The organism is Synechococcus sp. 1G10 (genome assembly GCF_002252625.1).
GTDB lineage: Bacteria > Cyanobacteriota > Cyanobacteriia > PCC-6307 > Cyanobiaceae > Regnicoccus_A.
This window is the reverse complement of sequence record NZ_NQKW01000010.1, coordinates 23854-47077: the sequence shown is the minus strand read 5'-3', so window position 1 is coordinate 47077 and position 23224 is coordinate 23854. Positions and strand designations below refer to the sequence as shown.

Genomic DNA, 23224 nt, shown 5'->3' with positions numbered 1-23224 from the left:
AGCAGCGGGGGGACGGGACGCCATCAGCCGAATCGGATCATCTCGGCCCCTTCCATCACCGGCCGCTCTCCGGCCAGCAGCGGGGCGATCGCCTCCTTGATCCGCTGGGCCGAGGGCGGACAGCCGGGCAGGAACAGGTCGACGGCGATCACCTCATGCAGGGGCAGCACCCGTGGCAGCAGCTCGGGCACGATGCCGGGGGCGAAGGGGAGCTGGGCTCCGGTGTCAGCCAGTTCGAGATAGCCCCGCTCCAGAACCGCCTGCTGACTGCTGCCATTGGGGCTGGCGCAGAGGTTGCGCAGACCCGGCACGTTCGCGGTGACGGCGCAGTCACCGAACGAGATCACCAGCCGCGTGCGCTGGCGCACGATGCGGGCCAGCTCGAGATTGTCCACGTTGGCTACCGCGCCCTCCACCAGGCACACATCGACGTTCTCTGGGTAGGTCTTGGTGTCGATCCCCACGGGTGAAAAGACCACATCGGCCACAGCGGCCAGATCGAAGAGAAATTCGTCGAGATCCAGAAACGACATGTGGCAGCCCGAGCAGCCCGCCAGCCAGACCGTGGCCAGCCGCAGCTTGGGTCGATCCGGGAGCCCTGCGGCGGAGGTCTCGGGCGCGGCTGGCTCAGGCGTGGATTGCTCGGGTGTGGTCATTGGTTTCTCCACACGTGCTCGTCGCGGGCGGCCTTGAGCAGGGCGGGGCGGTCGCTGTGGCGCAGCTTCTCGGCGGTGGTGTCTTCCTTGTGGAAGATGGCCCCGGTGGGACACACGTCGACGCACTTGCCGCAGTTGGTGCAGGCGTCCACCTCTCCCCAGGGCTGATCCAGCCCGGCCACGATGTGGCAATGGCTGCCGCGGCTGCCCACGTCCCAGACATGCGCCCCTTCGATCTCATCGCAGACCCGCACGCAGCGGGTACAGAGGATGCAGCGGTTGTGGTCGATGGCGAACAGCGGATGGGAGGCGTCGACGACGCGCTGGGGGTATTGATAGGGGAAGCGGGAGTGGTCCATGCCCACCTGCACGGCCACGTTCTGCAGTTCGCAGTTGCCGTTGGCCACGCAGAAGGCGCAGATGTGGTTGCCTTCCGCGAAGAACAGTTCCACGGCCATGCGGCGGTAGTCGAGCAGCTGGTGGGTGTGGGTGTGGATCGCCATCCCCTCGCTGGCGGCGGTGGTGCAGGCGGGCATGAGCCGGTTGCTTCCCTCCACCTCCACCAGACACAGCCGGCAGGCCCCCACCGGCTCGAGCCCGTCGAGGTGGCAGAGCAGGGGAATCTCCACCCCGGCGGCCCGGGTGGCCTCCAGGAGGCTGCCTCCCTCAGGGATGGCGACGTCCTTGCCGTTCACGCTGAGAGTGATGACGCTCATGGCCGGTCACACAGGGCGGGCTGACGGCAGGCCGCTTCGTACTCGTGGCGGAAGTAGCGGAGGGTGCTGAGCACCGGATTGGGAGCTGACTGCCCGAGGCCGCAGAGGCTGGTGGCCTTCACCATGCGGCACAGCGCATCGAGCTTCGCCATGTCGGCGGGGCTGGCGCGACGCTCGACGAATCGCTCGAGCAGCTGGGCGAGCTGCACGGTGCCGGCGCGGCACGGCACGCATTTGCCGCAGCTTTCGTTGACGCTGAAGCGCATGAAGTGGCGCGCCACTTCCGGCATCGAGGTGGTTTCTCCCATCACCACCATGCCGCCCGAGCCCATCATCGAACCCAGTTCCAGCAGGCTTTCGTAGTCGACCGGTGTATCGAGCAGCTCGGCGGGGATGCAGCCCCCGGAGGGGCCGCCGGTCTGCACCGCCTTGATCGGCGTGCCGTCGGGGACGCCGCCGCCGATCACCTCCACGACACTGCGCAGAGTGGTCCCCATCGGCACCTCCACCAGGCCGGTGTTGGTCACGGCGCCGGAGAGCGCGAACACCTTGGTGCCCTTGCTGCCGGCCGTTCCCATCGAGGCGTACCAGTCGCCGCCCTCGCGCAGGATCACCGGCACGGCCGCGAACGTCTCGACGTTGTTGATCAGGGTGGGCGCGCCCCATAGCCCGGACTGGGCCGGGTAGGGGGGGCGGGGCCTGGGCATGCCTCGCTGCCCCTGGATCGACTGCAGCAGGGCGGTTTCTTCGCCGCAGACGTAGGCGCCGGCGCCGACGCGCACCTCGATCGTCAGAGCGAAGGAGGTGCCGTCGATGCCGCTGCCGAGCAGCCCGGCGCGCCGGGCCTGCTGCAGGGCCTTGCGCAGCCGCTCGACCGCCAGGGGGTATTCAGCGCGGACATAGACGTAGCCCCGGTCGGCACCGACGGCGTAGGCGGCGATGGCCAGACCCTCCAGCAGCCGGTGAGGGTCGCTCTCGAGCACACTGCGATCCATGAAGGCACCGGGATCGCCTTCGTCTGCGTTGCAGACCACATAACGGGGACCGGGCGGCTGCAGGGCCACCGTGTCCCACTTCAGGCCCGTGGGGTAACCCCCGCCTCCCCGTCCGCGCAGACCGCTGCGCTTCACCTGCTCCCGGACCTCCTCAGGGGTGAGTTCGTGCAGGCAGCGGCGCAGCTGGCTGTAGGTCCCGAAGGCGATCGCATCGTCGATCGATTCGGGGTCCACCTGGCCGCACCCCTCCAGCACCACGGACGATTGCAGAGCGAAGAAAGGCAGCTGGGGGTCAAGCCGGCTGGCCTGAAGCGTGTCGCTGGCGTGGTCGTAGTTGCGGGTGGCCTCGATCAGGGCGCCGGCTTCGGTGGGTGGAACAGCGCCATAGAGGGTGGTGCCGCCGGGGCCGTCGCAGGCCACCAGTGGCCCCCTGCCGCACAGCCGCAGGCAGCCCACCGGTTTGATCGCAAGCTCCTGGGCCGTGTGGCCTGCGGCATCCCGGGCCGCCTCCAGGGCGGCCTGCAGCTCCTCGCTGCCGGCGCTGCGGCAGCCGCTGGCCCCGCAGCAGCGCAGCTGACGGGCAGGTTTGGTCTGGGCTGAGCTGCTCATGCGGGCACCGCTCCTGCTGACGGCATGCCCGCGCTCTCGAACACGGCATCGAGGGCCTCAGGCTGATCGATCGGCAGCTTCGTGAGCAGCACACCGTCGACAACCAGCACCGGCGCCTGGCCGCAGGCACCAAGGCAGCTCACATGCTGGACAGCCCAGGTGCCGTTGCCGGCCGCGTCATCGAGTTTGACCCCGAGCCGTTGCTCGAGGCGGGCCGCGACGTCGGCCCCCCCTTTGACGAAACAGGCTGTACCCAGGCAGACGGCGCAACGGTGGGGGGTGGGCGGCTCCAGCGTGAAGAGGTGATAAAAGCTGGCCACCCCGTAGACCCGGCTCAGGGGCATTCGCAGCTGGCGGGCCACCTGGTCGAGAGCTTGCTTCGGGAGATAGCCATGGATCTCCTGGACCTGGTGGAGCACCTCGATCAGGGCATCGGGCTGGGCCCCATGCCGGCGGATGACCTGGGCGATCTTGCGGTTGGCGATCTCCTCGGCCGAAGGAGATGGCTTGGATGCGGCGGGTCGGGCCGGGCTGGTTGCGGTCATGCGCTTTTCCGCACTCCAACCCTTTGTTAGCCACGGTTTCGGCCGCAGGCATTCGGCCGGAGGGGCGTGCGGGGGATTGCTGACATCGGCCCGATGCCGCCCGCGCTACCGGCCGCAACCCTATCGATCAGGATCGCGACTGGTAGGCCAGATCAGGCCGTCATCTCCACACCAGGCGTGCTCGCCACGACCGCCGGCCTGCTCTAAAGCTCAACAGCTTCACAGTTCAACAGCTTCAAAGTTCCACATTCGGCCACACGCCATGGGTTTCCGCTACCTCAACTCGATCGCCGCCCAGCACAACCTGCAGGACTTCCTCGAACTCGTCGACCTGGCGGTGGGGGGCGGCAAGGACGCGGGGAATGTGTTTCTGCTGTCGCACCGGTTGCGGGAGTCGAATCCGATGAAGCTGTGCACCCGGATCCTGGAGCAGGACCCGGCCTCCGCCGCCCTGATCAAGGAACGCCGGCTCTGCGGCCCCTACGACGTGGAGGCCCTGGCCGCCCTGCCCAAGGGCACGCTCGGGCACACCTACGCCACGGTGCTGAACGCCCACGGCTACGACATCAACTTCTTCCCTGATCCGGCCTTTTACAACAACCTTGAGACCGAAGCCGATTACATCAATTACCGGGTGTTCGCCACCCACGATCTGCACCACATCATAAGCGGCTACAGCCTCGACAACTACGGGGAGATCGGGGTGATCAGCATCAGCGTGGGCCAGTTCAACCACCCCGGTCTGGGCTTCACCGATCTGGTGTCGTTGATGCTCAGCTGGCTGTTGGGCAGCACCCCCGCTGCCGAACTCAGTACCGTTGAGGACCAGGCACGCACGGCCAGGGCCATTCTGCGGTTGATCGTGGATGGCCTCGATACCGGTGCCGCCGCCCAGCGACTCTTCCCGGTGATCTGGGAGGAGCGCATGGGGCAGGACCTCGAGGAGTTGCGCGCCGAACTGGGCTTGGTCCCGGTGCGTGAGGGTGTGCGCAGCTGGTACAGCAACCCTGTGGTGGCCGCAGCTCTGGCAGCCTGAGCCTCCGACGCAGGGGCCAGCACTTAGTGTGAAGTTCCTTTTCAGAAGTTCCCCCTGAACAGCGGTCGTACTCGCTTTCTCTATGCACTGGGGCCGGCCTTCATCGTGGTGTCGCACCTCGGTTGCCTGCTGCTGCTGGTCACCGGGCTGAGCCTGGCGGCCGCGGCCTGGGCCTTGGCGCTCTACATGATCCGGATGCTGGCCATCACCGCTATCTATCACCGCCTGATCACCCATGGCAGCTATCGGGCGCCCAGGCCGGTGCACTGGATCGGTTCCCTGGTGGGGGCCTCGGCGGGGCAGATGGGACCGAGCTGGTGGAAGGCCCATCACCTGGCCCACCATCGCCATGTGGACACCGACTTCGATCCCCATTCGCCCTTGAAGCCCCAGGCGGGCCTGGGTGGGTTCTGGCGCTCGCAGGTGGGCTGGCTGCTGGCGCCCTCGTTCTTCCCGGAGCGGTTGCCCGCCGACGTGGAGGCCGATCCGGTGCTCAGGCTGATCGATCGCCTGCATTTCGTGCCGCTGCTGGCCCTGGGCGGGTTGTCCTATGCCCTGGGCGGACCGGAGTGGCTGGCGTCCTTCTTCCTGAGCACCACCGTGCTCTTCCACGGGGTGGCCACGGTGAATTCTCTGGCCCACCTGGCCGGGGAGCGGCCGTTCATCACCGACGACATGAGCCGCAACAACGGCTGGGTGGCGCTGATAACCCTCGGTGAGGGCTGGCACAACCTGCATCACGCCTGCCAGTGGTCGGTGCGGCAGGGCTACGGGGTGCGAGGGGGCCGCATCAGGCAGCTGCCCGATCCCACCTACGTTTTCATCCGCGGCCTCGAGCGCCTGGGCTGGGCAGATCGGCTGCGCCTGCCGCCTGCGGAGGATCTGCTGGCGCGGGCACGCCCATGAGTTGCTGCCACTGAGCCCGCAGGCTGTGGGGCAGTGGCCGCGGCCTGTAGTCGCGTGGGTCGGGAGGGCCGTGACGCAGTACGGCATTCACCACCGTGGCGTAGTGGCGGCTGCTGTTGACTGCCCCGTGGGGAACGCCAGGCGGGATGCGCACCAGCAGGGGTTCGTCTTCCCGCAGGGGAATGCGCACGAGTCGGCCGTCCTCCAGCACCACCAGCTCGAGCGAACCGCGCAGGAGGATCAGCTGATCGGTCTGGCGGCGGTGGCAGAAGAGCGAGACGGGCTGATGGGGGGCCAGATCGGCGATCAGGGTTTCGTCGCTGGGCTGGGCCTGGCTGAAGAGGGCATTGCCTGAGGAAGTGCGCTGCAGCGGCACCAGTTCGACGCGTCGTGTGAGGGCCATGGGGCCGGCCTCTCGGATTCAATGGATTTGTCAAGATTGTTGACAAATCGCCGGAGCGGTCGGCGCTGCTGCTACCGAAATGGGATCCGGTCAGGGAATGCTGGTGTGGCTTCTGGAGCCCCAGAAGCCGTTGGGTTGGGGAACGGGCCGTGCTGGATTCGAACCAGCGACCGTGCGATTAGAAGTCGCATGCTCTATCCAGCTGAGCTAACGGCCCACTGCATCAGCCTAGATTGGGCTGCTGCGCAACTTGCTCGATGGCGGCCTCCCGGCTCAGTGACGCCCAGAAACAGGAGCTGGTGCAGCGGTGGCGGGCTGGTGAGTCCAGCGCGGCCCTCGCCGACAGCTTCGGCTGCAGCCCCAACACGGTGACTCGGGTGGTGAAGGGTGCCTTCACCCCCGAGCTCTACGAGCAGCTCAAAAAGGAGCGCGGCCGCCCCGTGGAGCTGCTGGATCAGCAGGAGATGCCCCTGCCCCTGGAGCCTGACGCCGCCGAACTTTCAGAGGCTGAGCTGTTTGAGGCGGAAGCCGACTTCGAACTGGTGGAGATAGAGCCCGACACTGACGAGGACGGCTCCGGCCCCGGTGTGCTGGCGATCGATGACGCTGATGATTTCGGTGAGGAGGCCGAGGGCGACGACGTCGAGTCTGACGACGGCGATAGCGACGACGGCGACGGTGATGACACCGACGCCGAAGGCAATGTCTTCACCATGGTGCCGGTGATGGCAGGCGTGAACCTCAGCTCGGGGGTGCAGGAAGGTGCGGCAGTGGTCTGCCAACCGCTGGAGAGCGCTCCCCTGCCCGCCAGCCTGTACATGCTGGTGGACAAGACGGTGGAGCTGCAGGCTCGCCCCCTCAGTGATTTCCCCGAGCTCGGCGCCCTCCCCGACGACGAGCAGGCGCGCCAGGCCCTGGTGGTGTTTGCCAATCCACGCCAGGCCAAGCGTCAGTGCGGCCGCACCCAGCGGGTGATCAAGATGCCTGACAGCCAGGTGATTCAGCGCACGGCCACCTTTCTGGTGGGGCAGGGCATCACCCGTGTGGTGCTGGAAGGGGCGCTCTACGCCCTCCCCGGCGGCTGATCCCTGCGGGGCAGCAGCAGGGCGGTGGCGCTGCCGCCGCTGATCACCCCCACCGCCAGGGCCAGCCCCACCAGGAAGCCGCTAGGCAGGGGCGCGCTGCGGCCGATGCCCAGCCGCAGGCTGGGGCGCTCCTCCAGGTTCTGGGCGCCGAGGCAGAGGATCAGCAGCATCAGCAGCCCGCCGCCGAGGCTGGTGAGCAACAGGCGCAGGCGCAGCAGCATGGCCAAGGCGGAGGGGAGTGGGGCAGCTCGGCCTTCAGCATGAACCATTCAGGGCAGGCCCAGCGCAGGCGGCGCCCGCTCTCACTCCGGCTGGTGCAGCAGGGCGTAGAGGCTGCGGCGGGAGAGGCCGGTTTCAGCAGCGAGCTGGCGGGCCGCATCACTGGCGCTCAGGCCTGAGGCCACTTTCTCGCGCAACTCCTGGGTCAGCTCGGCGTCACTGAGCAGGGGCGGTTGCTCCGGTGCCGCGCCGCCCAGCACCAGGGTGCACTCGCCCCGTGGCGGCACCCGCCGGAAGTGCTCGAGGGCGGCGCTGACGCTGGGCCCGATCTGCTGCTCATGGCGTTTGGTCAGCTCCCGCGCCACCTGCAACGGCCTGTCGCCCAGGGTGCTGAGCAGGTCGTCGAGCAGCTCGATCAGCCGGTGAGGTGCCTCGAAGAGCACCAGGGTGCGCTGCTCTGCCGCGAGCTCCTGAAGCCGCTGGCGGCGCAGGCCGGCCTTGGCCGGCAGGAACCCCTCGAAGCAGAAGCGGCCGCTGGGCAGGCCGCTGCTCACCAGGGCCGTGGTCACGGCGCAGGGGCCGGGCACGCAGATCACCGCATGGCCGCCGGCGCGGGCGGCCGCCACCAGGGCCTCGCCCGGATCGGAGATGCCCGGCAGACCCGCATCGCTGATCACCGCCAGGCTTTCCCCTGCGGCCAGGGCGGCGAGCAGTTCGGGGATGCGGGCGGTCTGATTGTGCTGGTGAAAGCTGAGCAGGCGGCTGCGGATGCCCAGGCCGGCGAGCAGCTGGCCGCTGTGGCGGGTGTCTTCGCAGGCGATCCGGTCGACCCCCTCCAGCACCCGCCGTGCCCGGGGGGAGAGATCGCCGAGGTTGCCGATCGGTGTTCCCACCAGATACAGCACCCCGGCGGCGGGCTCGCTGGCTTGCTCCACAATGCGGCTCTGTCTGACCCTGGCCGTGTCCATGATGGCTGCCCCCTGCCTGCCCGCCGGCCTGGATCTGGAGGAGCTGCTGACGCAGTTGCGGCGCCTGTGCTGGGAGTCGGCAGCGATTCTGAGGGCCTACGCGCGCGGTGAACAGCCCCCCTTCGGCTACGGAGCGGCGCTGAGCGTGGATGAGGGGGGCGAGGGGCCGGTGACGGCGGCCGATCTGGCGGTGAACCAGCACCTGCTCGATGGCCTCGCCAAGGCCTTCCCCGACGCCCCCTGGACTCTGCTGAGTGAGGAGACCGCCAAGGAGCAGCTCAGCGCGGGGGTTCCCCTGGAAGCCGACTGGCTCTGGATCCTTGACCCGCTCGATGGCACAAGGGATTTTCTGCAGGGCACCGGCGAATATGCGGTGCATCTGGCGCTGGTGCACCAGCGCCAGCCGGTGCTCGGCGTGGTGCTGCTGCCCGAGAAGGAGGAGCTCTGGTTCGGCCTGGTGGGGGCGGCGGCTGAGGAGCTGATCGGGGGTGCCTGGCGGGAGAATCCAGCCGGTGAGCGCTTTGCGCCCCAGCTGAGCGAGCGCCGCGAACCGGCTGAGCTGGTGCTGGTGGCCAGCCGCAACCACCGCGATCAGCGGCTGGAGCAGTTGATTCAGGCCCTGAACCTGGGCTCCTCGCTGGCGGTGGGCAGTGTGGGCTGCAAGGTGGCCACAATTCTGCGCGGTGAAACCGACCTCTACCTCTCTCTCTCCGGCCGCAGCGCCCCCAAGGACTGGGACATGGCGGCGCCGGAGGCGGTGCTGCGGGCGGCAGGCGGTGCGTTCAGCCATGCCGATGGCCGCCCCCTCCGCTACAACAACGGCGACGGACTGCAGGCGGGCTGCCTGATCGCCAGCCATGGCCTGTCCCACTCAGAACTGTGTGAACGGGCTGTTGCCGCCATGGCGCGGATCGATCCGGGCTTCGTGGTGTGAAGCTCGCCTGCGGATGAATAAAAGCAAGCTTGCCTGCAGCAAGTGAGACCGCCTGTTGGTAAGCGGGTGATTACGGTTTATTCAATGACCGAGGGCTTTCCATGGCCTATTACGCGTTTCTTTTTCGCCTGATCATTCCACCTCCCCCAGCCATCACCTCGAAACCAGCAGTGATAGCTACCGGCTCAAAACGGCGGATGTTCAGTCCATAAAAAAAACCGCCTTCAGCTCAGCTGAAAGCGGTTTGAGCGTTAATCGTTAATGGGTGGATCAGGCCACCGGCACGGTTTCCTGGGCGACGCCACGCAGGGTGAGGTTGATGCGGCCGCGGTTGTCGATTTCGCGCACTCGCACGGTCACGGCATCGCCCACCTTGATCACATCTTCCACCTTCTCGACCCGGGCTTCGGAGAGCTGGGAGATGTGGATCATGCCCTCCTTGCCGGGGAGGATCTCCACGAAGGCACCGATCGGGATGATCCGGGTGACGGAGCCGTTGAACATCTCGCCCTCGCTGATGCGGCGGGTGAGCCCCTCAATGATCTGCTGGGCTTCCTCGGCGGCGGCGCCGTCATGGCTGGCGATCGTGACGATGCCGCCATCGGCGATGTCGATCTTGGTGTTGGTGCGCTCGGTGATGCCTTTGATCGTGCGGCCGCCGGGACCGATCACGGTGCCGATAAGTTCCGGGTCGATGCGGAAGCTGAGCAGGCGTGGGGCATGGGGGGAGAGCACGTCACGGGGCTTGTCGATCGCTTCGAGCATCTTCTCGAGGATGTGCAGCCGGGCGGGGCGGGCCTGGTTAACGGCCTCAGCGATGGTGCTCACCGCCAGACCGCTGATCTTCATGTCCATCTGCAGAGCGGTGATGCCCTTCTCGGTGCCGGCTACCTTGAAGTCCATGTCACCGAGGAAATCCTCGATGCCCTGGATGTCGGTGAGGATGCGCACTTCATCGCCCTCCTTGATCAGGCCCATGGCGGCGCCGCTCACGGGAGCCTTGAGGGGCACGCCGGCATCCATCAGGGCCAGGGTGCTGCCGCAGACCGAGCCCATCGAGGTGGAGCCGTTGGAGCTGAGGCACTCCGAGACCACCCGCAGGACGTAGGGGAAGGATTCCTTGGGGGGAAGCACGGGAATGATCGCCCGCTCGGCCAGGGCGCCGTGGCCCACCTCGCGGCGGCCGGGGGAGCGCATCGGCCGGGTTTCACCGACGGAGTAGGGGGGGAAGTTGTAGTGGTGCAGGTAGGTCTTCTCGCCCATGGGGTTGAGATCGTCCATCTCCTGGGCATCACTGGGGGTGCCGAGGGTGGCGGTGGAGAGCACCTGGGTGAGCCCGCGCTGGAACAGGCCCGAGCCATGCACCCGCTTGGGTAGCACGCCCACGGCAGCGCTGATCGGGCGCACCTCATCCAGGTTGCGGCCATCGACCCGCTTGCCCTCGGTGAGGATCTGGGCGCGCATCAGCTTCTTGGTGATGCCCTTGTAGGTGTTGCCCAGGGCCTTGCCGGCGGCGGCCACGCGAATGGGGTCGTCGTCGGAGAGGGCGGCGATCTTGCCTGCCACCTCTGCCTTGATCGCATCGAGCTGACTGTCGCGCTCGGCCTTGGTGAGGGAGAACTGCTTGAGCACTTCACCGATGCCGGCGCCGCATTCCTGCTCCAGGAATGACGGCAGGGCGGGGTCCTGCACCGGTGCTTCCGGGAACACCTGCTCGATGCCCAGTTCGGCCAGCAGCGTCAGCTGGGCCTTGATCAGTTCACCCACGGCTTCGTAGCCGAAGTCGATCGCTTCGATCACGTCCTGCTCGGGCAGCTGGTTGGCGCCCGCTTCCACCATCACCACACCGGAGGGGGTGCCGGCCACTATCAGGTCGAGCTCGCTGCGCTCGATCTCGCGGTAGCTGGGGTTCAGCACGAAGTCGTCGCCGAGCAGGCCGACGCGCACTGCGGCCATCGGGCCGTTGAAGGGGATCCTGGCGAGCAGGGTGGCGATCGAGGCGCCGGTGACCGCCAGCACATCGGGCGGTACCCGTTCATCCAGCGACAGACAGGTGGCCACCACCTGCAGGTCGTCGCGCAGCCAGGAAGGGAACAGGGGCCGCAGGGGGCGATCGATCAGGCGGGTGGTGAGGATGGCCCGCTCGGGGGGGCGGCCTTCACGGCGGAAGAAGCTGCCGGGGATGCGGCCGGCGGCGTAGAGGCGCTCTTCGTAGTCACAGGTGAGGGGCAGGAAGTCGATGCCTTCGCGGCCCTTGGCGCGGGTGGCCGTGACCAGCACGGCGGTGTCACCGCATTCGACCAATACCGAACCCCCGGCCTGGGGGGCATACAAGCCTGTGGTCAGCTTGATCTCCCGACCATCGAAGGAGATCGTCTGAATCTTTCCTGGCACGTCGTCTTATGTCCGTTTTTTATCACCATCCATTCTCGCATTCGGGCCTGCGGGGGCCTGAATGCACAAAAAAGGGTGGCGCCTGGCCACCCTCGCGATGCTGCAGACCTGAGCCAGGCAGGCTTACCAGCTGGATTTGGTGACGCCTGGCAGCAGACCCTTGTGGGCGCGCTCGCGCAGCTGGTTGCGGCAGAGACCGAAATCGCGGTAGACGCCGCGGGGCTTGCCGGTGGCCCAGCAGCGGTTGCGCACGCGGGTGGGGGCGCTGTTGCGGGGCAGGCCCTGGATCTTGCGGTGGATCTCCAGGCGCTGCATCGGATCGGCAGCAGCTTCGAAGGCGGCCTTGAGGGCAGCGCGCTTGTCGGCGAAGCGAGCCACGATTTTTTTGCGCTTCACATCGCGCGCGATCATCGACTTCTTCGCCATGCGGCTGCTGCACTTCTTTCGGTGAGGGACAAGCTTAGCGCGTGAAGGGTGGAGCTCTCCGCCGGCCGCTGGGGCCGTGGTCGGGATGGCTGGGGCAGAGATCGGCGAGGGGGCAGCCCGCGCACAGGGGCTTGCGGGCGTTGCAGATGGCGCGGCCGTGGAAGATCAGCCGGATCGAGAAGTTCTCCCATTCCGGCTGGGGCACGAGCTTCATCAGGTCGGGCTCGATCTGGCGCGGTTCGCTCTGGCGGGTTAGCCCGAGCCGGTTGCTCAGCCGCCGCACATGGGTGTCGACCGTGACGCCGGCGTTGATGCCGAACGCATGGGCCAGCACCACGTTGGCCGTCTTGCGCGCCACCCCCGGCAGCTCCAGCAGCTCCTCCATCGAGGCCGGCACCGCGCCGCCATGGCGCTCGATCAACAGCTGTGAGGCAGAAACAATGTTCTTCGCCTTGTTGCGGAAGAAGCCCGTGGATTTCACGTAGGGCTCCACCTCGCTGGAGCTGACCGCGGCGGCGGCGGCGGCATCGGGGAAGCGCTCGAACAGGGCCGGGGTGACCAGGTTGACCCGCTCGTCGGTGCACTGGGCCGAGAGCATGGTGGCCACCAGCAGCTCCCAGGGGGTGCGCCAGTTGAGGGAACAGGTGGCGTGTGGGTAGTGGAGCTCGAGGCGCTCCAGGATCAGGGGAGTCCGCTGGCGGGCTGTGGCAAACCGGGGCACCTCAGCGGCCGAGCAGTTGCTGCACCACCGAGAGCTGGCTGGTGTCCTTGACGATCAGCACCACGCTCAGCCCCATCAGCAACAGGAAGCCAGATTGCATGAAGGCCAGCTGCAGGCGGTCGGGCAGGGGGCGGCCACGCAGGCCTTCGAGCAGGAGCAGGGCGAACTGACCGCCATCGAGCAGGGGCAGGGGCAGGGCATTGAGCACCGCCAGGTTGATCGAGATCAGCGCGGCGAAGACGAACAGGCTGCTGCCGCCCTGGCGGGCCAGGCTGGCGCCCATCTCGACGATCTTCACCGGCCCCGACACCTGGGGAGCGGTTTCACCGAAGTGGGTGACCAGGGCCACGAAGCCATCGACGGTGCGGCGGATCAGCTGCACGAAGACGCGATTGGTCTGACCGAGCAGTTCCAGGGGCCCTTTGGCGGGGCGGAACACTTCGCTGCCGTTGGGCTGGAGCTGGGCGCCGATGCGGCCGATGCCGTCGCGCTCGGAGGGGGTGAGCCGCAGGCTGAGGGCTTCACCGCCGCGCTCGGCTTCGATCAGCAGGGTGCGCTCGGGTGCCTGCTGGATGTCGGCCACCAGATCGACCACGGCCTGGGAGCCACCACCGACCGGCACACCCCCGAGGCTGAGGATGCGATCACCGGCGATCAGGCCGGAGGCGGCGGCGGCCTGGCCCGGCTGCACCGCGGCCACCAGCACGCCGGGGGTTGCGCTGAAGCCGGCGGGCACGCCCACCACCAAGCCCTGGCCGAACAGCACGGCCCAGGCCAGCAGCAGGTTGGCGATCACCCCGGCGGCGATCACCAGGGCGCGCTGGGGCAGGGGCCGGTTGCGCAGCAGGTCGGGATCGTCGCTGGGGATGCCGCTGTCCTCGTCGTCGTCGGGGAAGGACACATAGCCGCCGAGCGGGATCGCCCTAAGGGCGAACTGCACGCCGCGGCGCTGGCGTTGCAGCAGGGCCGGCCCGAAGCCGATCGAGAAGCCGCTGACGCGGATGCCCTGCCAGGTGGCCGCTAAGAAGTGGCCGGCTTCGTGCACCACGATCAGGCCCGCCAGGATCGCCAGTGCGGTGAGAACGCCCATTCAGGCTGTGTTGCGCAAGACACCCATTCTGGGGCTTTCAGCCGTGGGGCGTTTCCTTCAAGCGGCGCTCAGGATTCGCTGATGAGGCGATCGCAGCCCATGTAGGGCACCAGGGCCTGGGGCAGGCGCACGCTGCCGTCGGCCTGCTGGCCGGTTTCGAGCAGGGCGGCCATGGTGCGGCCCACCGCCAGGCCGCTGCCGTTGAGGGTATGCAGCAGGCGGGTTTTCTTGCCCTCCTTGAAGCGGATCGAGGAGCGCCGCGCCTGGAAATCGCCGCAGGTGCTGCAGCTGGAGATCTCCCGATAGGCGCCGGCACCCGGCAGCCACACCTCCAGATCGAAGGTGCGTGCGGCCGAGAAGCCGAGATCACCGGTGCAGAGCTCGATCACCCGGTAGGGCAGCTCCAGAGCCTGCAGCACCGCTTCAGCGTCGGCGGTGAGCTGGGCGTGGGCCGCGTCCGATTGATCGGGGTGGCAGAACCAGTACAGCTCCACCTTGTTGAACTGGTGCAGGCGGATCAGGCCGCGGGTGTCGCGGCCGTAGGAGCCGGCCTCACGGCGGAAGCAGGGGGTGTAGGCGGCGTAGCGCAGGGGCAGCTGCTCGGCGGGGATCAGCTCATCGCGGTGAAAGGAGGTGATCGGCACCTCGGCGGTGGGGGTGAGCCAGAGGTCGTCGTCGGCGCAGCGGAAGCTTTCTTCGGCGAACTTGGGCAGTTGGCCGGAGGCGGTGAGGCTGGCGCTGTTCACCAGGATCGGCGGCAGCACTTCGCGGTAGCCGCGGCGGCTGTGCTGATCGAGCATGAAGCTGATCAGGGCGCGCTCGAGCCGGGCGCCCGCTCCGAGCAGGGTCACGAAGCGGCTCTGGGCGATGCGCACCGAGCGCTCGCTGTCGATCAGGCCGAGACGTTCGGCGATCTGCCAGTGCTCCTCGAGCGGCGCTTCATCGGCAACCGGCACCCGGGGCGTGCCCCAGCGGCGTCGCTCCACGTTCTCGGCTTCGCCGGCACCCGCTGGGCAGAGGGGGGAGGGGAGATTGGGGAAGGCAAGCAGTTGCTCGCGCAGGCGTGCTTCGAGGGCTTTCTCCTCCTCTTCGAGCACAGACACCTGGTGCTTGATGGTGTTGCCCCGGTCGCGCAGGGTCTGAACTTCGGGACTGTGGGGGGCCTCCCCGGCTCGGATCAGCTCGCCCACCTGGCGGCCGATGCGGTTGCCCTCGGCCTGCAGATCGCTGCGCTGCTGCTCGAGATCACGCTCCTGGCGGGCAATCAACTGCAGGGCCGTGAGATCGAGAGCCATGCCTCGACGCCCGAGCTGCTCGACGATCAGCTCGGGGTTGTCGCGCAGCAGGCGCTGATCCAGCACGGCTCCAGGTGCAAAGGCGCGTGCAGCCTACGGACTGATGCTGGAGCAGGCCGCGTGGGAAGGGCTCAGAGCACCTGCACGACTTCGTTCACCTCGGGGATGGCCTCGCGCAGCTTGCGCTCGATGCCCATCTTGAGAGTCATGGTGCTGCTGGGGCAGCTGCCGCAGGCTCCCTGCAGACGCACCTTGACGGTGGGGCCGTCGATCTCGACGATCTCGACGTTGCCGCCATCGGCCATCAGATAGGGGCGCAGTTCATCGAGCACCCGCTCGACGTTCTCGATCGTGAGGGCGCGGGGGTCGTTGACGGTGTCGGTGCTCATGGAGGGCTCAGGACTATGGATTGAGCTTAGGGATGCGGTCAGGGGAGCGCCTGGGTTCAGTTGAGGTAGTTCAGGGGCGATCAGCCTTCACTCAGGGCCAGCAGCACGGTGTCGATCGTGGCCTCGCTGAGGAAGTAGCCGTTGCTGCGCAAGTCGTGCAGAACCGGGCCGGCCGCGGGGATCAGTCCGCGCAGGCGGGCCATCGCCACTACCGCTGCCGTACCCGTGAGCTCGAGATCCAGCCGGCGGGCTTCCGCACGCCCGGCGCGATCGTCGAGGATCAGCAGTGACGCCAGCCCCCGCTGCCTCAATGAGAGCGCCAGGGCTATGCAGCTGGCTTCGCCTGCATCGACACCTGGGTTGAGTGGTCTGTAATCGCCTGGGTTCGCCGGTTCGCTGAGGCGGAGCCATCCCTCCACCATGGCCTCGGCGAGTGCCTCCTGGCCGTCATAAGCAACAAGTCCTGAGTTGTGCCCAGTGATCCGCAGTTCCGCCGCTACGGCAGGGGTGATAAGGATTTGCCCGAACACCTCGCACAGCAAAGCGAGCCGACCGATCCGGGAGAGTCCGATCAACGGTCCGGCATCGGCGATCACCGCTGGCATCAAGCGTTGGCGGGTGCGGCGTCGAGCCCGAGCCAACGCCGGGCGGCCTCCAGGTCGGAGCTGGTGTCGGCCGGATCGCTGGAGGTGAGGGGAATCTTCAGGCTGGAGAGCAGTTCGAGGAAGCGCGGCAGCTCGAGGCCGGCGATGCGCGCTGCCGCGGCGGTGGAGATCGAACCGGACTGGATCAGTGTGAGGGCGAGGCCGGAGCGGACGGCGGCAGTGTCGGCCACCCCGAGTCGATCGAGGGCGACCACCAGCGCCGTGGGCTGATCCCTGTTGGTGACAACGGCCATGGCATCCGCCTCAGCCGCGCGGATCACCGTGGAGGGATTGCTCTTGAGCTGGCGGATCGTGAAGGCCTGCATAGGTTCCCCGGCGCGTTCTCTCGGAGTGTAGGAACATTGCCGCCGCTGGCCCGTGCACTGAGGAGCCCAGGTCGTGGCGCGCAGGCCGTCTCTCCTTAGGATCGCCTGACCTGCCAGGCCCCCGGGATCCGGCCGGGCCCACCGCGCCGCCAGATCCCCAGCCCCGATGACCGACGTTCCCGTTTCACGGATCCGCAACTTCTGCATCATTGCCCACATCGACCACGGCAAATCGACCCTGGCCGATCGGTTGCTGCAGGACACCGGCACCGTGGCGGCGCGCGACATGCAGGCCCAGTTCCTCGACAACATGGAACTTGAGCGGGAGCGGGGGATCACGATCAAGCTCCAGGCCGCCCGCATGGAGTACACGGCCGCCGATGGAGAGAAGTACATCCTCAACCTGATCGACACGCCGGGCCATGTGGACTTTTCCTATGAGGTGAGCCGCAGCCTGCAGGCCTGTGAAGGTGCGTTGCTGGTGGTGGATGCCAGCCAGGGGGTGGAGGCGCAGACGCTGGCGAATGTGTACCTGGCGCTGGAGAATGATCTGGAGATCATCCCGGTGCTGAACAAGATCGATCTGCCCGGCGCCGATCCCGAGCGCATCAAGGAAGAGATCGAAGCGATCATCGGCCTCGACACCTCCAAAGCGATCGCCTGCTCCGCCAAGACCGGCCTGGGCATTCCCGAGATCCTCGAAGCGGTGGTGGAGCGGGTGCCGCCGCCGGCGGACCAAGTGGACGAACCACTGCGGGCGCTGATCTTCGATTCCTATTACGACCCCTACCGGGGTGTGATCGTCTATTTCCGGGTGATCAGCGGTGTGATCGCCCGCAAGGACAAGGTGCTGCTGATGGCCAGCGGCAAGACCGTGGAGCTCGATGAGGTGGGCGTGATGGCGCCCGACCAGCGCCAGGTGCCCAGCCTGCATGCCGGTGAGGTCGGCTACATGGCGGCCTCGATCAAGGCGGTGGCTGATGCGCGGGTGGGCGACACGATCACCCTTGCCGCCAATCCGGCGGCGGAGCCGCTGCCGGGTTACGCCGAAGCCAAGCCGATGGTGTTCTGCGGCCTGTTCCCCACCGACGCCGATCAGTACCCCGATCTGCGCGACGCGCTCGACAAGCTGCAGCTCTCCGATGCGGCGCTGAAGTATGAGCCGGAAACCAGCAGTGCCATGGGCTTCGGCTTCCGCTGTGGCTTCCTCGGGTTGCTGCACATGGAGATCGTGCAGGAGCGTCTGGAGCGCGAGTACGACCTCGACCTGATCGTGACGGCGCCGTCAGTGATCTATCAGGTGAACATGATCGACGGCAGCACCTTGATGGTGGACAATCCCGCCACCCTGCCGGATCCGCAGAAGCGTGAATCGATCGAGGAGCCCTATGTGAAGCTGGAGATCTACACGCCCAACAGCTACAACGGTGCCCTGATGGAGCTGTGCCAGGAACGGCGAGGTGAGTTCATCGACATGAAGTACATCACCACTGACCGGGTGACGCTGCACTACGAGATGCCACTGGCGGAAGTGGTGACGGATTTCTTTGATCAGATGAAGAGCCGCACCAAGGGTTATGCCTCGATGGAATACAGCCTGATCGGCTACCGCAAGAATGAATTGGTGCGCCTCGATGTGCTGATCAACAGCGAGAAGGCCGATCCGCTCACTACGATCGTGCATCGCGACAAGGCCTACAACGTGGGCAAGGGCCTGGTGGAGAAGCTGAAGGAGCTGATTCCCAGGCAGCAGTTCAAGATTCCGATCCAGGCCTCGATCGGCAGCCGCATAATCGCCAGCGAAAGCATCAGCGCCATCCGCAAGGATGTGCTGGCCAAGTGCTACGGCGGCGACATTTCCCGCAAGAAGAAGCTCCTTAAAAAGCAAGCCAAGGGCAAGAAGCGCATGAAGGCCATGGGCAAGGTGGATGTGCCCCAGGAGGCCTTCATGGCGGTGCTGAAGCTGAATCAGTAGGTTTCAATATGAAGACTGAGTCCACCCCCCTGGCATCTCCGTCTGCTGGGCCCTGTTCATTGCTGATGCAAGCGGTGATTGAGGGCTATCTACCAGGCGTGCTGCCCTATTCCCTGATCTGCGATCTCCGTATTTATCCAGAATTCCTCCCCAGTTGCAGCCACTGGCAGGAAACTCTTGACAACGTCTGGCAGCGGCTTGGCCTGGGGCCACTGACCACAGGCCCCGGTTCCAATCATTGCAATCTACCGGATGCACCAGTTTATTGGAGCCAGCAGTACTTGCTACTGCTAACCGAGATGCAGGCGCAGCTGAGATTGCCGATCTTCGGAAAGGGCAGTCATCGCCGCATCGCCAGCGACACCTTCAGATTGATTATTCCATCCACCGACCTGGCGGTGAAGCCATTGAGTTCTGCACTTAGCGCCTGGATAAAGGTCATGGCAGGGGTGGGTTTTCCTGAGCTGATTGAGGCACAGGTTGATGTCCTTCAACAGTCCATGATAAGCCTGAAGGCGGCGGTGCCTTTTGGAGTGAATACAATCAAATTCATTCAGGCTGCCGATACCCTGCAAGTGCCATGCCGAAGAGTCGTGGCCAATCTCTATCGCTTTGGCTGGGGTTGCCGTTCCCTGTTGCTCGACAGCTCGATGAGTGACGCCACCAGCGCGATAGGCTGTAAGTTCGCGCGCCATAAGCTGTATGCCAAGCAAATGCTTGCTACTGCCGGTCTGCCCATAACACCGGGGCTGCTCGTATCGGCGGCGGAGCAGGCCTGGCCGGCGGCGACCAAGCTCGGTGTGCCGGTCGTTGTGAAGCCTGTGGATACCGAAGGTGGAATAGAAGTGCATGTCTTTCTGACAACCGAATCAGAGGTACGGAAGGCCGCAGAGGCGGTGCTTTCGCGTTCCAGGGGCATTCTGGTGGAGAAGTATGTTGAGGCCAGAGACTATCGACTTCAAGTGCTTAACCGGCAGGTCTACTGGGCTGTTGAGCGGGTGCCTGGTGGGATCACGGGGGATGGCACCAGAAATGTGAACGAGCTTCTCGACGAGCTCAATCGTGACCCCGATCGTGGTGTCAAAGGCAGTGGTCGACCACTGGCACGGATTCCATTGGATGAAGAAGCACAGAGGCTTCTCCATGAGCAGGGGCTGTTGCCATCGGATGTGCCTGTTGCGGGCAGATTCGTTCGGCTGCGACGTGCCGCCAACGTGAGTCTTGGAGGGGTGCCCATGCCGGTTATGGAGAAGGTCCATCCAGACAACATTGACTTGGCTATTCGTGCCGCCGATACTTTCTCGCTCAATATTGCTGGCATTGATCTGCTGATTGCCGATATTGGAATATCTTGGCTGGACATTGGAGCCGTGATCTGCGAGGTGAATGCCCAGCCACAGATGTCGGGTCATCTTCAGCATCACGTTCTCAGTCAGCTGTTGGTTGATCAGGGTCGGATTCCTGTCGACATCGTGCTGGGCTTACCTGGTGTCGCTGCACTTTCAGAGGCTCTTCAGAAGCGTGGCGTTGCCTTGGAAGAAGGGGTTGGACTGGTGGGGGCTGACGGCGTGTTTCTCGGGTCACGGAAGATCGAGAATATCGTCAGCGACAGTTTCTCAACCACGCTACACCTCCTGGCCAATCATGAACTTCGCCGTGTTGTGATTGCCCCGTGGGACAGCAGCTTTCTTGGTCGTGGTTCTCCTGTGGATCGATTTGAAAGGCTTTTTATTGCCGAGGCTTCCGAAGCGGGACCGAATGCAGCTTCTGAATCAACTTCTCTGCTGCGCATGGCACAGTTGCTGGCTCGTCTTTGCAAGCCTGAGATCTACTGTTATTCGCCTCGCAATTCAGCTGCTTTTGAGGCTCAGCTGAAGCGAACGGCTGGTCGATTCAAGCGATTGGATCACTATGAGCAACTTGCTGATATCATGGCAGCAAATATTTGCTCCATTGAGCACCGTCATGGGTGATGCCAGTCCTCGGACCTACTGCGGAGCTGAACTCAGTCCTTTTCAGTCAGTCTATCTGCATGGGGGTAAGGCTCGTGAGATCTGGAGTATCCCGCGGATCACAGTCCAAGGCGATCATTCCAGTGCTTTGGTAGACATTCAAAATCCCTTTCTCTCGCCTACAGATCAGCGCACTTTTCATCTCTCTGTCTATACTGCGATGGAGTTCTGTTCGGAAGTTATTCTCGTTCATGCATATACTACGTTGGCATTGCCCTTGAAGGCAGAGGAAGCCTGGATGAAGGAGTGCCAATGCCACCTGATCCGACCGATCAGGACCTATGAGGGGATCTCCGTGGAGATGCGGGCCAGATCATTTCGCTTCATTCAGGGAACCGCCTACTGCCATGGTGAATTCCATGTTACCGATGCGATGGACGGTTTGTTTGAGATCGAACTGAAGGGTTTCTTCCGGATTCAGCGAGGAGAGCTTACCTCATGACCACCAACTCTACGGATCGGCTGTACCAATTGTTGAGGGATGATCCCTATACCGCCTATGCCGCCCTACGGCTGCGAAAGGAGCCCATCTATCTTGCCCACCATCCGGATGAACCCAATCGTTCGCAAGGCAAGTGGCTGTTGAGTACGTATGAGCAAGCCGTTGCTCTTCTGCGTCAGCCCACCGCGATCTCCAAGCGCAGCGATCTGACGAGACCGGGGGGACGTGCGATGGGCTTTGATCTCAGCATGTTGTTTCAGGATGAACCGGATCATCGTCGCCTTCGATCCATTGTGGCTGATTTCTTCAGGGTTCAGACTGTTCAACGCTATCAGAGTCTTATTGATGATGCAGCTTCCGAGCTTCTCAGCAACCTTCAGCCTTATGGCAACGCAGACCTGATAAGCCACTATGCCGAAGCCATACCTCTGAGGGTATTGGCGGCGTTGATGGGTTTGCCGATGACCAGCATGGCACAGATACGTGAGTGGTCCCTGATGATTGCCGCTGCGGCAGATGATGTTGTGGTCTCGACAGGTGAGATTGTTGCCAGGCTGGATGGATACCGGCAGATGCATGAGTTCATCGCTCATTCCCTCGCTTCAGCTGAGCTCTTGCCAGCGGATACTCTGCTCGGTCATCTGCAGAGGGCGCAGGCCAGTTCTGTGATCAACTCTGAAGAAGCGATCAGCATGCTGTTCCTGTTGATGTTTGCCGGCCATGAAACCACGATTTCTCTGATCGGCAGCGCGATTTTGCTATTCATCACCCATCCCCTGCAGATGCAGAAACTGCGGCTAGAACCCGGCTTGATTGATGGAGCCGTGGAGGAAGTTCTGCGGTTTGAAAGTCCGGAGCAGAGAAGCACGTTTCGGATCACGACGGATGTGATCGAGATCTGCGGCCATCGTTTCGAGCAGGGGGAACAGCTGTCTGTCATTCTCGGTTCTGCCAACCGAGATGGCATAGTGTTCGACCGTGCCGATGAGTTTCTGATCACCAGGCAACCCAACCCGCATCTGGCCTTTGGCATCGGTCGGCACCATTGCCTTGGCCGCCACCTGGCTCGGCTGGAAGCTCGGATTGCCGTGCAGCGTTTCTTTGATCGTTATCCCGCAGCAGGGCTTGCTGATTCCCCCCACTGGCATCGGAACGGCTTCTTCCGCTGCCTCGCTTCCCTGCCAGTGGTGCTGGAAGCGTAGGCGGTTTGCAGTTGTCGATGGGGTTGACCAGCTTGCTGAAGGAGGTTCGTGAAGCCGTTCGTTTGAATGGATTTGCACGGATCTTGCCACCACGTGCGTCTGCTCTTCAGACCTTTCAGACTCTGTGCAAGGGCCTATGCGTGGAGTTTATTCCCAGTATTGGTCGTGAGGCACTGCAGCAGGATGGTGAAGGCCTGCCGTTGGATGCGGTTCACCACACTCCTGCAGGAAACTTCACGTTGCTGGGTCATTCCGAGCGGGCCTATCGTCCCTGCAGACCACTACCAGACTACGCCCTCTTCCTCTGCCTGGAAGCACCTGCTTGCGAGTCTGATGGTGGTGCAACCACCCTTGTGGATGGACAACGGCTGATGGGGGAGATCCCGCCCAGGTTGTTGGCGCGCTTTCGTAACGAGGGTGTGATCTACACCATGGAATGGGGGCCTGACAGATGGCGACAGGAGTTTGATGTCACCAGTCGGGATGAACTTATCTCGCTTTTGAAGTCTGTTTGCGAGGTGTTTTTTCGCCTGGAAGGAGATCGCCTGTCCCTTCGCTGGCGAACGTCTCCGTTTCTTAAATCCTGGTCGAACGGCAAGGAAGCGTTTGCAAACGGCATTCTTGCCCACCTCCCTTCCATCCCCGATGCTGAGCTTGCTGCCCAGCAGACTTACTGCCACCCTACAAACAAAGTATTCTGGGGTTCTGGCGAATTGATGAATGCGAGCTATCTCCGTCAGTTGATTGCTGCCCACGAGCGCTGTGTGATGGCGCCACCCTGGCGCACTGGCGAGATCCTCGTCGTCGACAACACGCGCGTTATGCATGGACGCAGGTTGTTATGCCCACCGGCATCTAGAAGCGTGGTTGGATGTTTTGGAATGAGACGTTCTGAACAACCTTGAATCCGTTCCTCTTGGATCAGGGCCGCGACGTCAAGGCTGCGGCCTGCAGCTGGTGTGGTGGCCCGCAGGTGAGCAAGCTCGTGGCGGAGAGATTCGTCCTGCTGAGCCCCGATGCTCCCCTGAACGCATCGAAGACCCCTGAACACTGGATTGCGGAGATCAGGGAAATTGCCCAGAACCTCGCCAGCGAAGCTCACAGAAACCAAAACGGTTGCAGAATGGATGCCGCGTTGATGAACTGGTGGCTGCCGTGGCCAAGAGCCTCACCCTCAAGAACCTGCCGGACGCACTCCACGCCCGACTGAGCGCTGCGGCCAGGCAGCATCGCCGC

At 64.7% G+C, this 23224-nt stretch carries 25 protein-coding genes and 1 tRNA gene; 10 read left to right on the top strand and 16 right to left on the bottom strand.

The features are described 5' to 3' along the window. Window positions 1–23: 23 nt before the first annotated feature. The 4 genes from CJZ82_RS10615 to CJZ82_RS10600 are packed head-to-tail and all read right to left on the bottom strand — an operon-like array spanning window position 24 to window position 3521. Window positions 24–656 carry an oxidoreductase gene (locus tag CJZ82_RS10615; RefSeq protein WP_094555751.1) on the bottom strand — a complete coding sequence of 211 codons (633 nt, stop codon included), beginning with the start codon at window positions 654–656 and terminating at the stop codon, window positions 24–26. Beyond that, entirely contained in the window at window positions 653–1372 is a 720-nt protein-coding gene (gene hoxU / locus CJZ82_RS10610; protein ID WP_094555750.1) for a bidirectional hydrogenase complex protein HoxU, read from the bottom strand. The genes CJZ82_RS10615 and hoxU overlap by 4 nt, the downstream gene beginning before the upstream one ends. Further along, entirely contained in the window at window positions 1369–2976 is a 1608-nt protein-coding gene (locus tag CJZ82_RS10605; RefSeq protein ID WP_094555749.1) for a NuoF family protein, read from the bottom strand. The genes hoxU and CJZ82_RS10605 overlap by 4 nt, the downstream gene beginning before the upstream one ends. Continuing rightward, the gene (locus tag CJZ82_RS10600; protein WP_094555748.1) at window positions 2973–3521 is read right to left on the bottom strand and encodes an NAD(P)H-dependent oxidoreductase subunit E; all 549 of its coding nucleotides are present in this window, start codon (window positions 3519–3521) and stop codon (window positions 2973–2975) included. The genes CJZ82_RS10605 and CJZ82_RS10600 overlap by 4 nt, the downstream gene beginning before the upstream one ends. A 262-nt stretch (window positions 3522–3783) precedes the next feature. Here CJZ82_RS10600 and CJZ82_RS10595 point away from each other — a divergent pair, with 262 nt between their 5' ends. Both CJZ82_RS10595 and CJZ82_RS10590 read left to right on the top strand, forming a co-directional pair. Beyond that, window positions 3784–4557, top strand: coding sequence for a Coq4 family protein (locus CJZ82_RS10595; RefSeq protein ID WP_094555747.1), 774 nt, complete (start codon window positions 3784–3786; stop codon window positions 4555–4557). 108 nt (window positions 4558–4665) lie between these two features. After that, on the top strand, window positions 4666–5463 hold the full coding sequence (locus tag CJZ82_RS10590) for an acyl-CoA desaturase (protein WP_233130193.1): 798 nt from the start codon (window positions 4666–4668) through the stop codon (window positions 5461–5463). Here CJZ82_RS10590 and CJZ82_RS10585 read toward each other — a convergent pair. Both CJZ82_RS10585 and CJZ82_RS10580 read right to left on the bottom strand, forming a co-directional pair. Next, entirely contained in the window at window positions 5378–5866 is a 489-nt protein-coding gene (locus tag CJZ82_RS10585; RefSeq protein WP_094555745.1) for a cupin domain-containing protein, read from the bottom strand. The two genes, CJZ82_RS10590 and CJZ82_RS10585, sit on opposite strands and share 86 nt — an antisense overlap. A 143-nt stretch (window positions 5867–6009) precedes the next feature. Next, a tRNA-Arg gene (locus CJZ82_RS10580) sits at window positions 6010–6083 on the bottom strand. Between the two features lie 40 nt (window positions 6084–6123). On the opposite strand from CJZ82_RS10580, the gene CJZ82_RS10575 reads away from it, so the two are divergent. Then, complete coding sequence (locus CJZ82_RS10575; protein WP_094555744.1) at window positions 6124–6951, top strand: helix-turn-helix domain-containing protein; 828 nt, start codon at window positions 6124–6126, stop codon at window positions 6949–6951. On the opposite strand, the gene CJZ82_RS10570 is transcribed toward CJZ82_RS10575, so the two are convergent. Together CJZ82_RS10570 and rsmI are read right to left on the bottom strand one after the other, a co-directional pair. Next, on the bottom strand, window positions 6930–7172 hold the full coding sequence (locus tag CJZ82_RS10570; RefSeq protein ID WP_094555792.1) for a hypothetical protein: 243 nt from the start codon (window positions 7170–7172) through the stop codon (window positions 6930–6932). The genes CJZ82_RS10575 and CJZ82_RS10570 overlap by 22 nt on opposite strands. A gap of 81 nt (window positions 7173–7253) precedes the next feature. Beyond that, window positions 7254–8138, bottom strand: coding sequence for a 16S rRNA (cytidine(1402)-2'-O)-methyltransferase (gene rsmI / locus CJZ82_RS10565; protein ID WP_094555743.1), 885 nt, complete (start codon window positions 8136–8138; stop codon window positions 7254–7256). Here rsmI and CJZ82_RS10560 point away from each other — a divergent pair. Further along, on the top strand, window positions 8137–9072 hold the full coding sequence (locus CJZ82_RS10560; protein WP_094555742.1) for a 3'(2'),5'-bisphosphate nucleotidase CysQ: 936 nt from the start codon (window positions 8137–8139) through the stop codon (window positions 9070–9072). The two genes, rsmI and CJZ82_RS10560, sit on opposite strands and share 2 nt — an antisense overlap. Window positions 9073–9342: 270 nt before the next feature. Here the strand turns inward: CJZ82_RS10560 and CJZ82_RS10555 are convergent, their stop codons facing one another. The 8 genes from CJZ82_RS10555 to CJZ82_RS18410 form a co-directional block, all read right to left on the bottom strand. Continuing rightward, window positions 9343–11466 (bottom strand): polyribonucleotide nucleotidyltransferase, encoded by a 2124-nt coding sequence (locus tag CJZ82_RS10555; RefSeq protein WP_094555741.1) that lies wholly within the window; start codon window positions 11464–11466, stop codon window positions 9343–9345. A 123-nt stretch (window positions 11467–11589) separates the two neighbouring features. Further along, entirely contained in the window at window positions 11590–11892 is a 303-nt protein-coding gene (gene rpsN, locus CJZ82_RS10550; RefSeq protein ID WP_094555740.1) for a 30S ribosomal protein S14, read from the bottom strand. Window positions 11893–11926: 34 nt separating this feature from the next. Then, on the bottom strand, window positions 11927–12613 hold the full coding sequence (gene nth / locus CJZ82_RS10545; protein ID WP_094555739.1) for an endonuclease III: 687 nt from the start codon (window positions 12611–12613) through the stop codon (window positions 11927–11929). A 1-nt stretch (window position 12614) separates the two neighbouring features. After that, on the bottom strand, window positions 12615–13703 hold the full coding sequence (gene rseP, locus CJZ82_RS10540; RefSeq protein WP_094555738.1) for an RIP metalloprotease RseP: 1089 nt from the start codon (window positions 13701–13703) through the stop codon (window positions 12615–12617). 68 nt (window positions 13704–13771) lie between these two features. Continuing rightward, a complete protein-coding gene (gene serS / locus CJZ82_RS10535) occupies window positions 13772–15064 on the bottom strand; it encodes a serine--tRNA ligase (RefSeq protein WP_094555737.1) in 1293 nt (430 codons plus the stop codon). Between the two features lie 65 nt (window positions 15065–15129). After that, entirely contained in the window at window positions 15130–15387 is a 258-nt protein-coding gene (locus CJZ82_RS10530; protein WP_094555736.1) for a NifU family protein, read from the bottom strand. Window positions 15388–15467: 80 nt separating this feature from the next. Further along, a complete protein-coding gene (locus tag CJZ82_RS10525; RefSeq protein ID WP_143593634.1) occupies window positions 15468–16028 on the bottom strand; it encodes a DUF3368 domain-containing protein in 561 nt (186 codons plus the stop codon). Continuing rightward, window positions 15992–16357 carry a UPF0175 family protein gene (locus CJZ82_RS18410; protein ID WP_158218553.1) on the bottom strand — a complete coding sequence of 122 codons (366 nt, stop codon included), beginning with the start codon at window positions 16355–16357 and terminating at the stop codon, window positions 15992–15994. Before CJZ82_RS18410 ends, CJZ82_RS10525 begins: the two co-directional genes overlap by 37 nt. A gap of 166 nt (window positions 16358–16523) precedes the next feature. Here CJZ82_RS18410 and lepA point away from each other — a divergent pair, with 166 nt between their 5' ends. From lepA to CJZ82_RS18405, 6 genes are all read left to right on the top strand, one after another. Then, on the top strand, window positions 16524–18332 hold the full coding sequence (gene lepA / locus CJZ82_RS10515) for a translation elongation factor 4 (protein ID WP_094555734.1): 1809 nt from the start codon (window positions 16524–16526) through the stop codon (window positions 18330–18332). Between the two features lie 65 nt (window positions 18333–18397). Then, window positions 18398–20305: a hypothetical protein gene (locus CJZ82_RS10510; RefSeq protein ID WP_158218552.1), complete on the top strand. Its 1908-nt coding sequence runs from the start codon at window positions 18398–18400 to the stop codon at window positions 20303–20305. Beyond that, window positions 20298–20786: a hypothetical protein gene (locus CJZ82_RS17900; RefSeq protein ID WP_143593632.1), complete on the top strand. Its 489-nt coding sequence runs from the start codon at window positions 20298–20300 to the stop codon at window positions 20784–20786. The genes CJZ82_RS10510 and CJZ82_RS17900 overlap by 8 nt, the downstream gene beginning before the upstream one ends. Beyond that, entirely contained in the window at window positions 20783–21988 is a 1206-nt protein-coding gene (locus CJZ82_RS10500) for a cytochrome P450 (protein ID WP_094555731.1), read from the top strand. The genes CJZ82_RS17900 and CJZ82_RS10500 overlap by 4 nt, the downstream gene beginning before the upstream one ends. 23 nt (window positions 21989–22011) lie before the next feature. Then, window positions 22012–22893, top strand: coding sequence for a TauD/TfdA family dioxygenase (locus CJZ82_RS10495; RefSeq protein ID WP_158218551.1), 882 nt, complete (start codon window positions 22012–22014; stop codon window positions 22891–22893). Next, the gene (locus CJZ82_RS18405) at window positions 22890–23198 is read left to right on the top strand and encodes a hypothetical protein (RefSeq protein WP_158218550.1); all 309 of its coding nucleotides are present in this window, start codon (window positions 22890–22892) and stop codon (window positions 23196–23198) included. The genes CJZ82_RS10495 and CJZ82_RS18405 overlap by 4 nt, the downstream gene beginning before the upstream one ends. Window positions 23199–23224 lie beyond the last annotated feature (26 nt).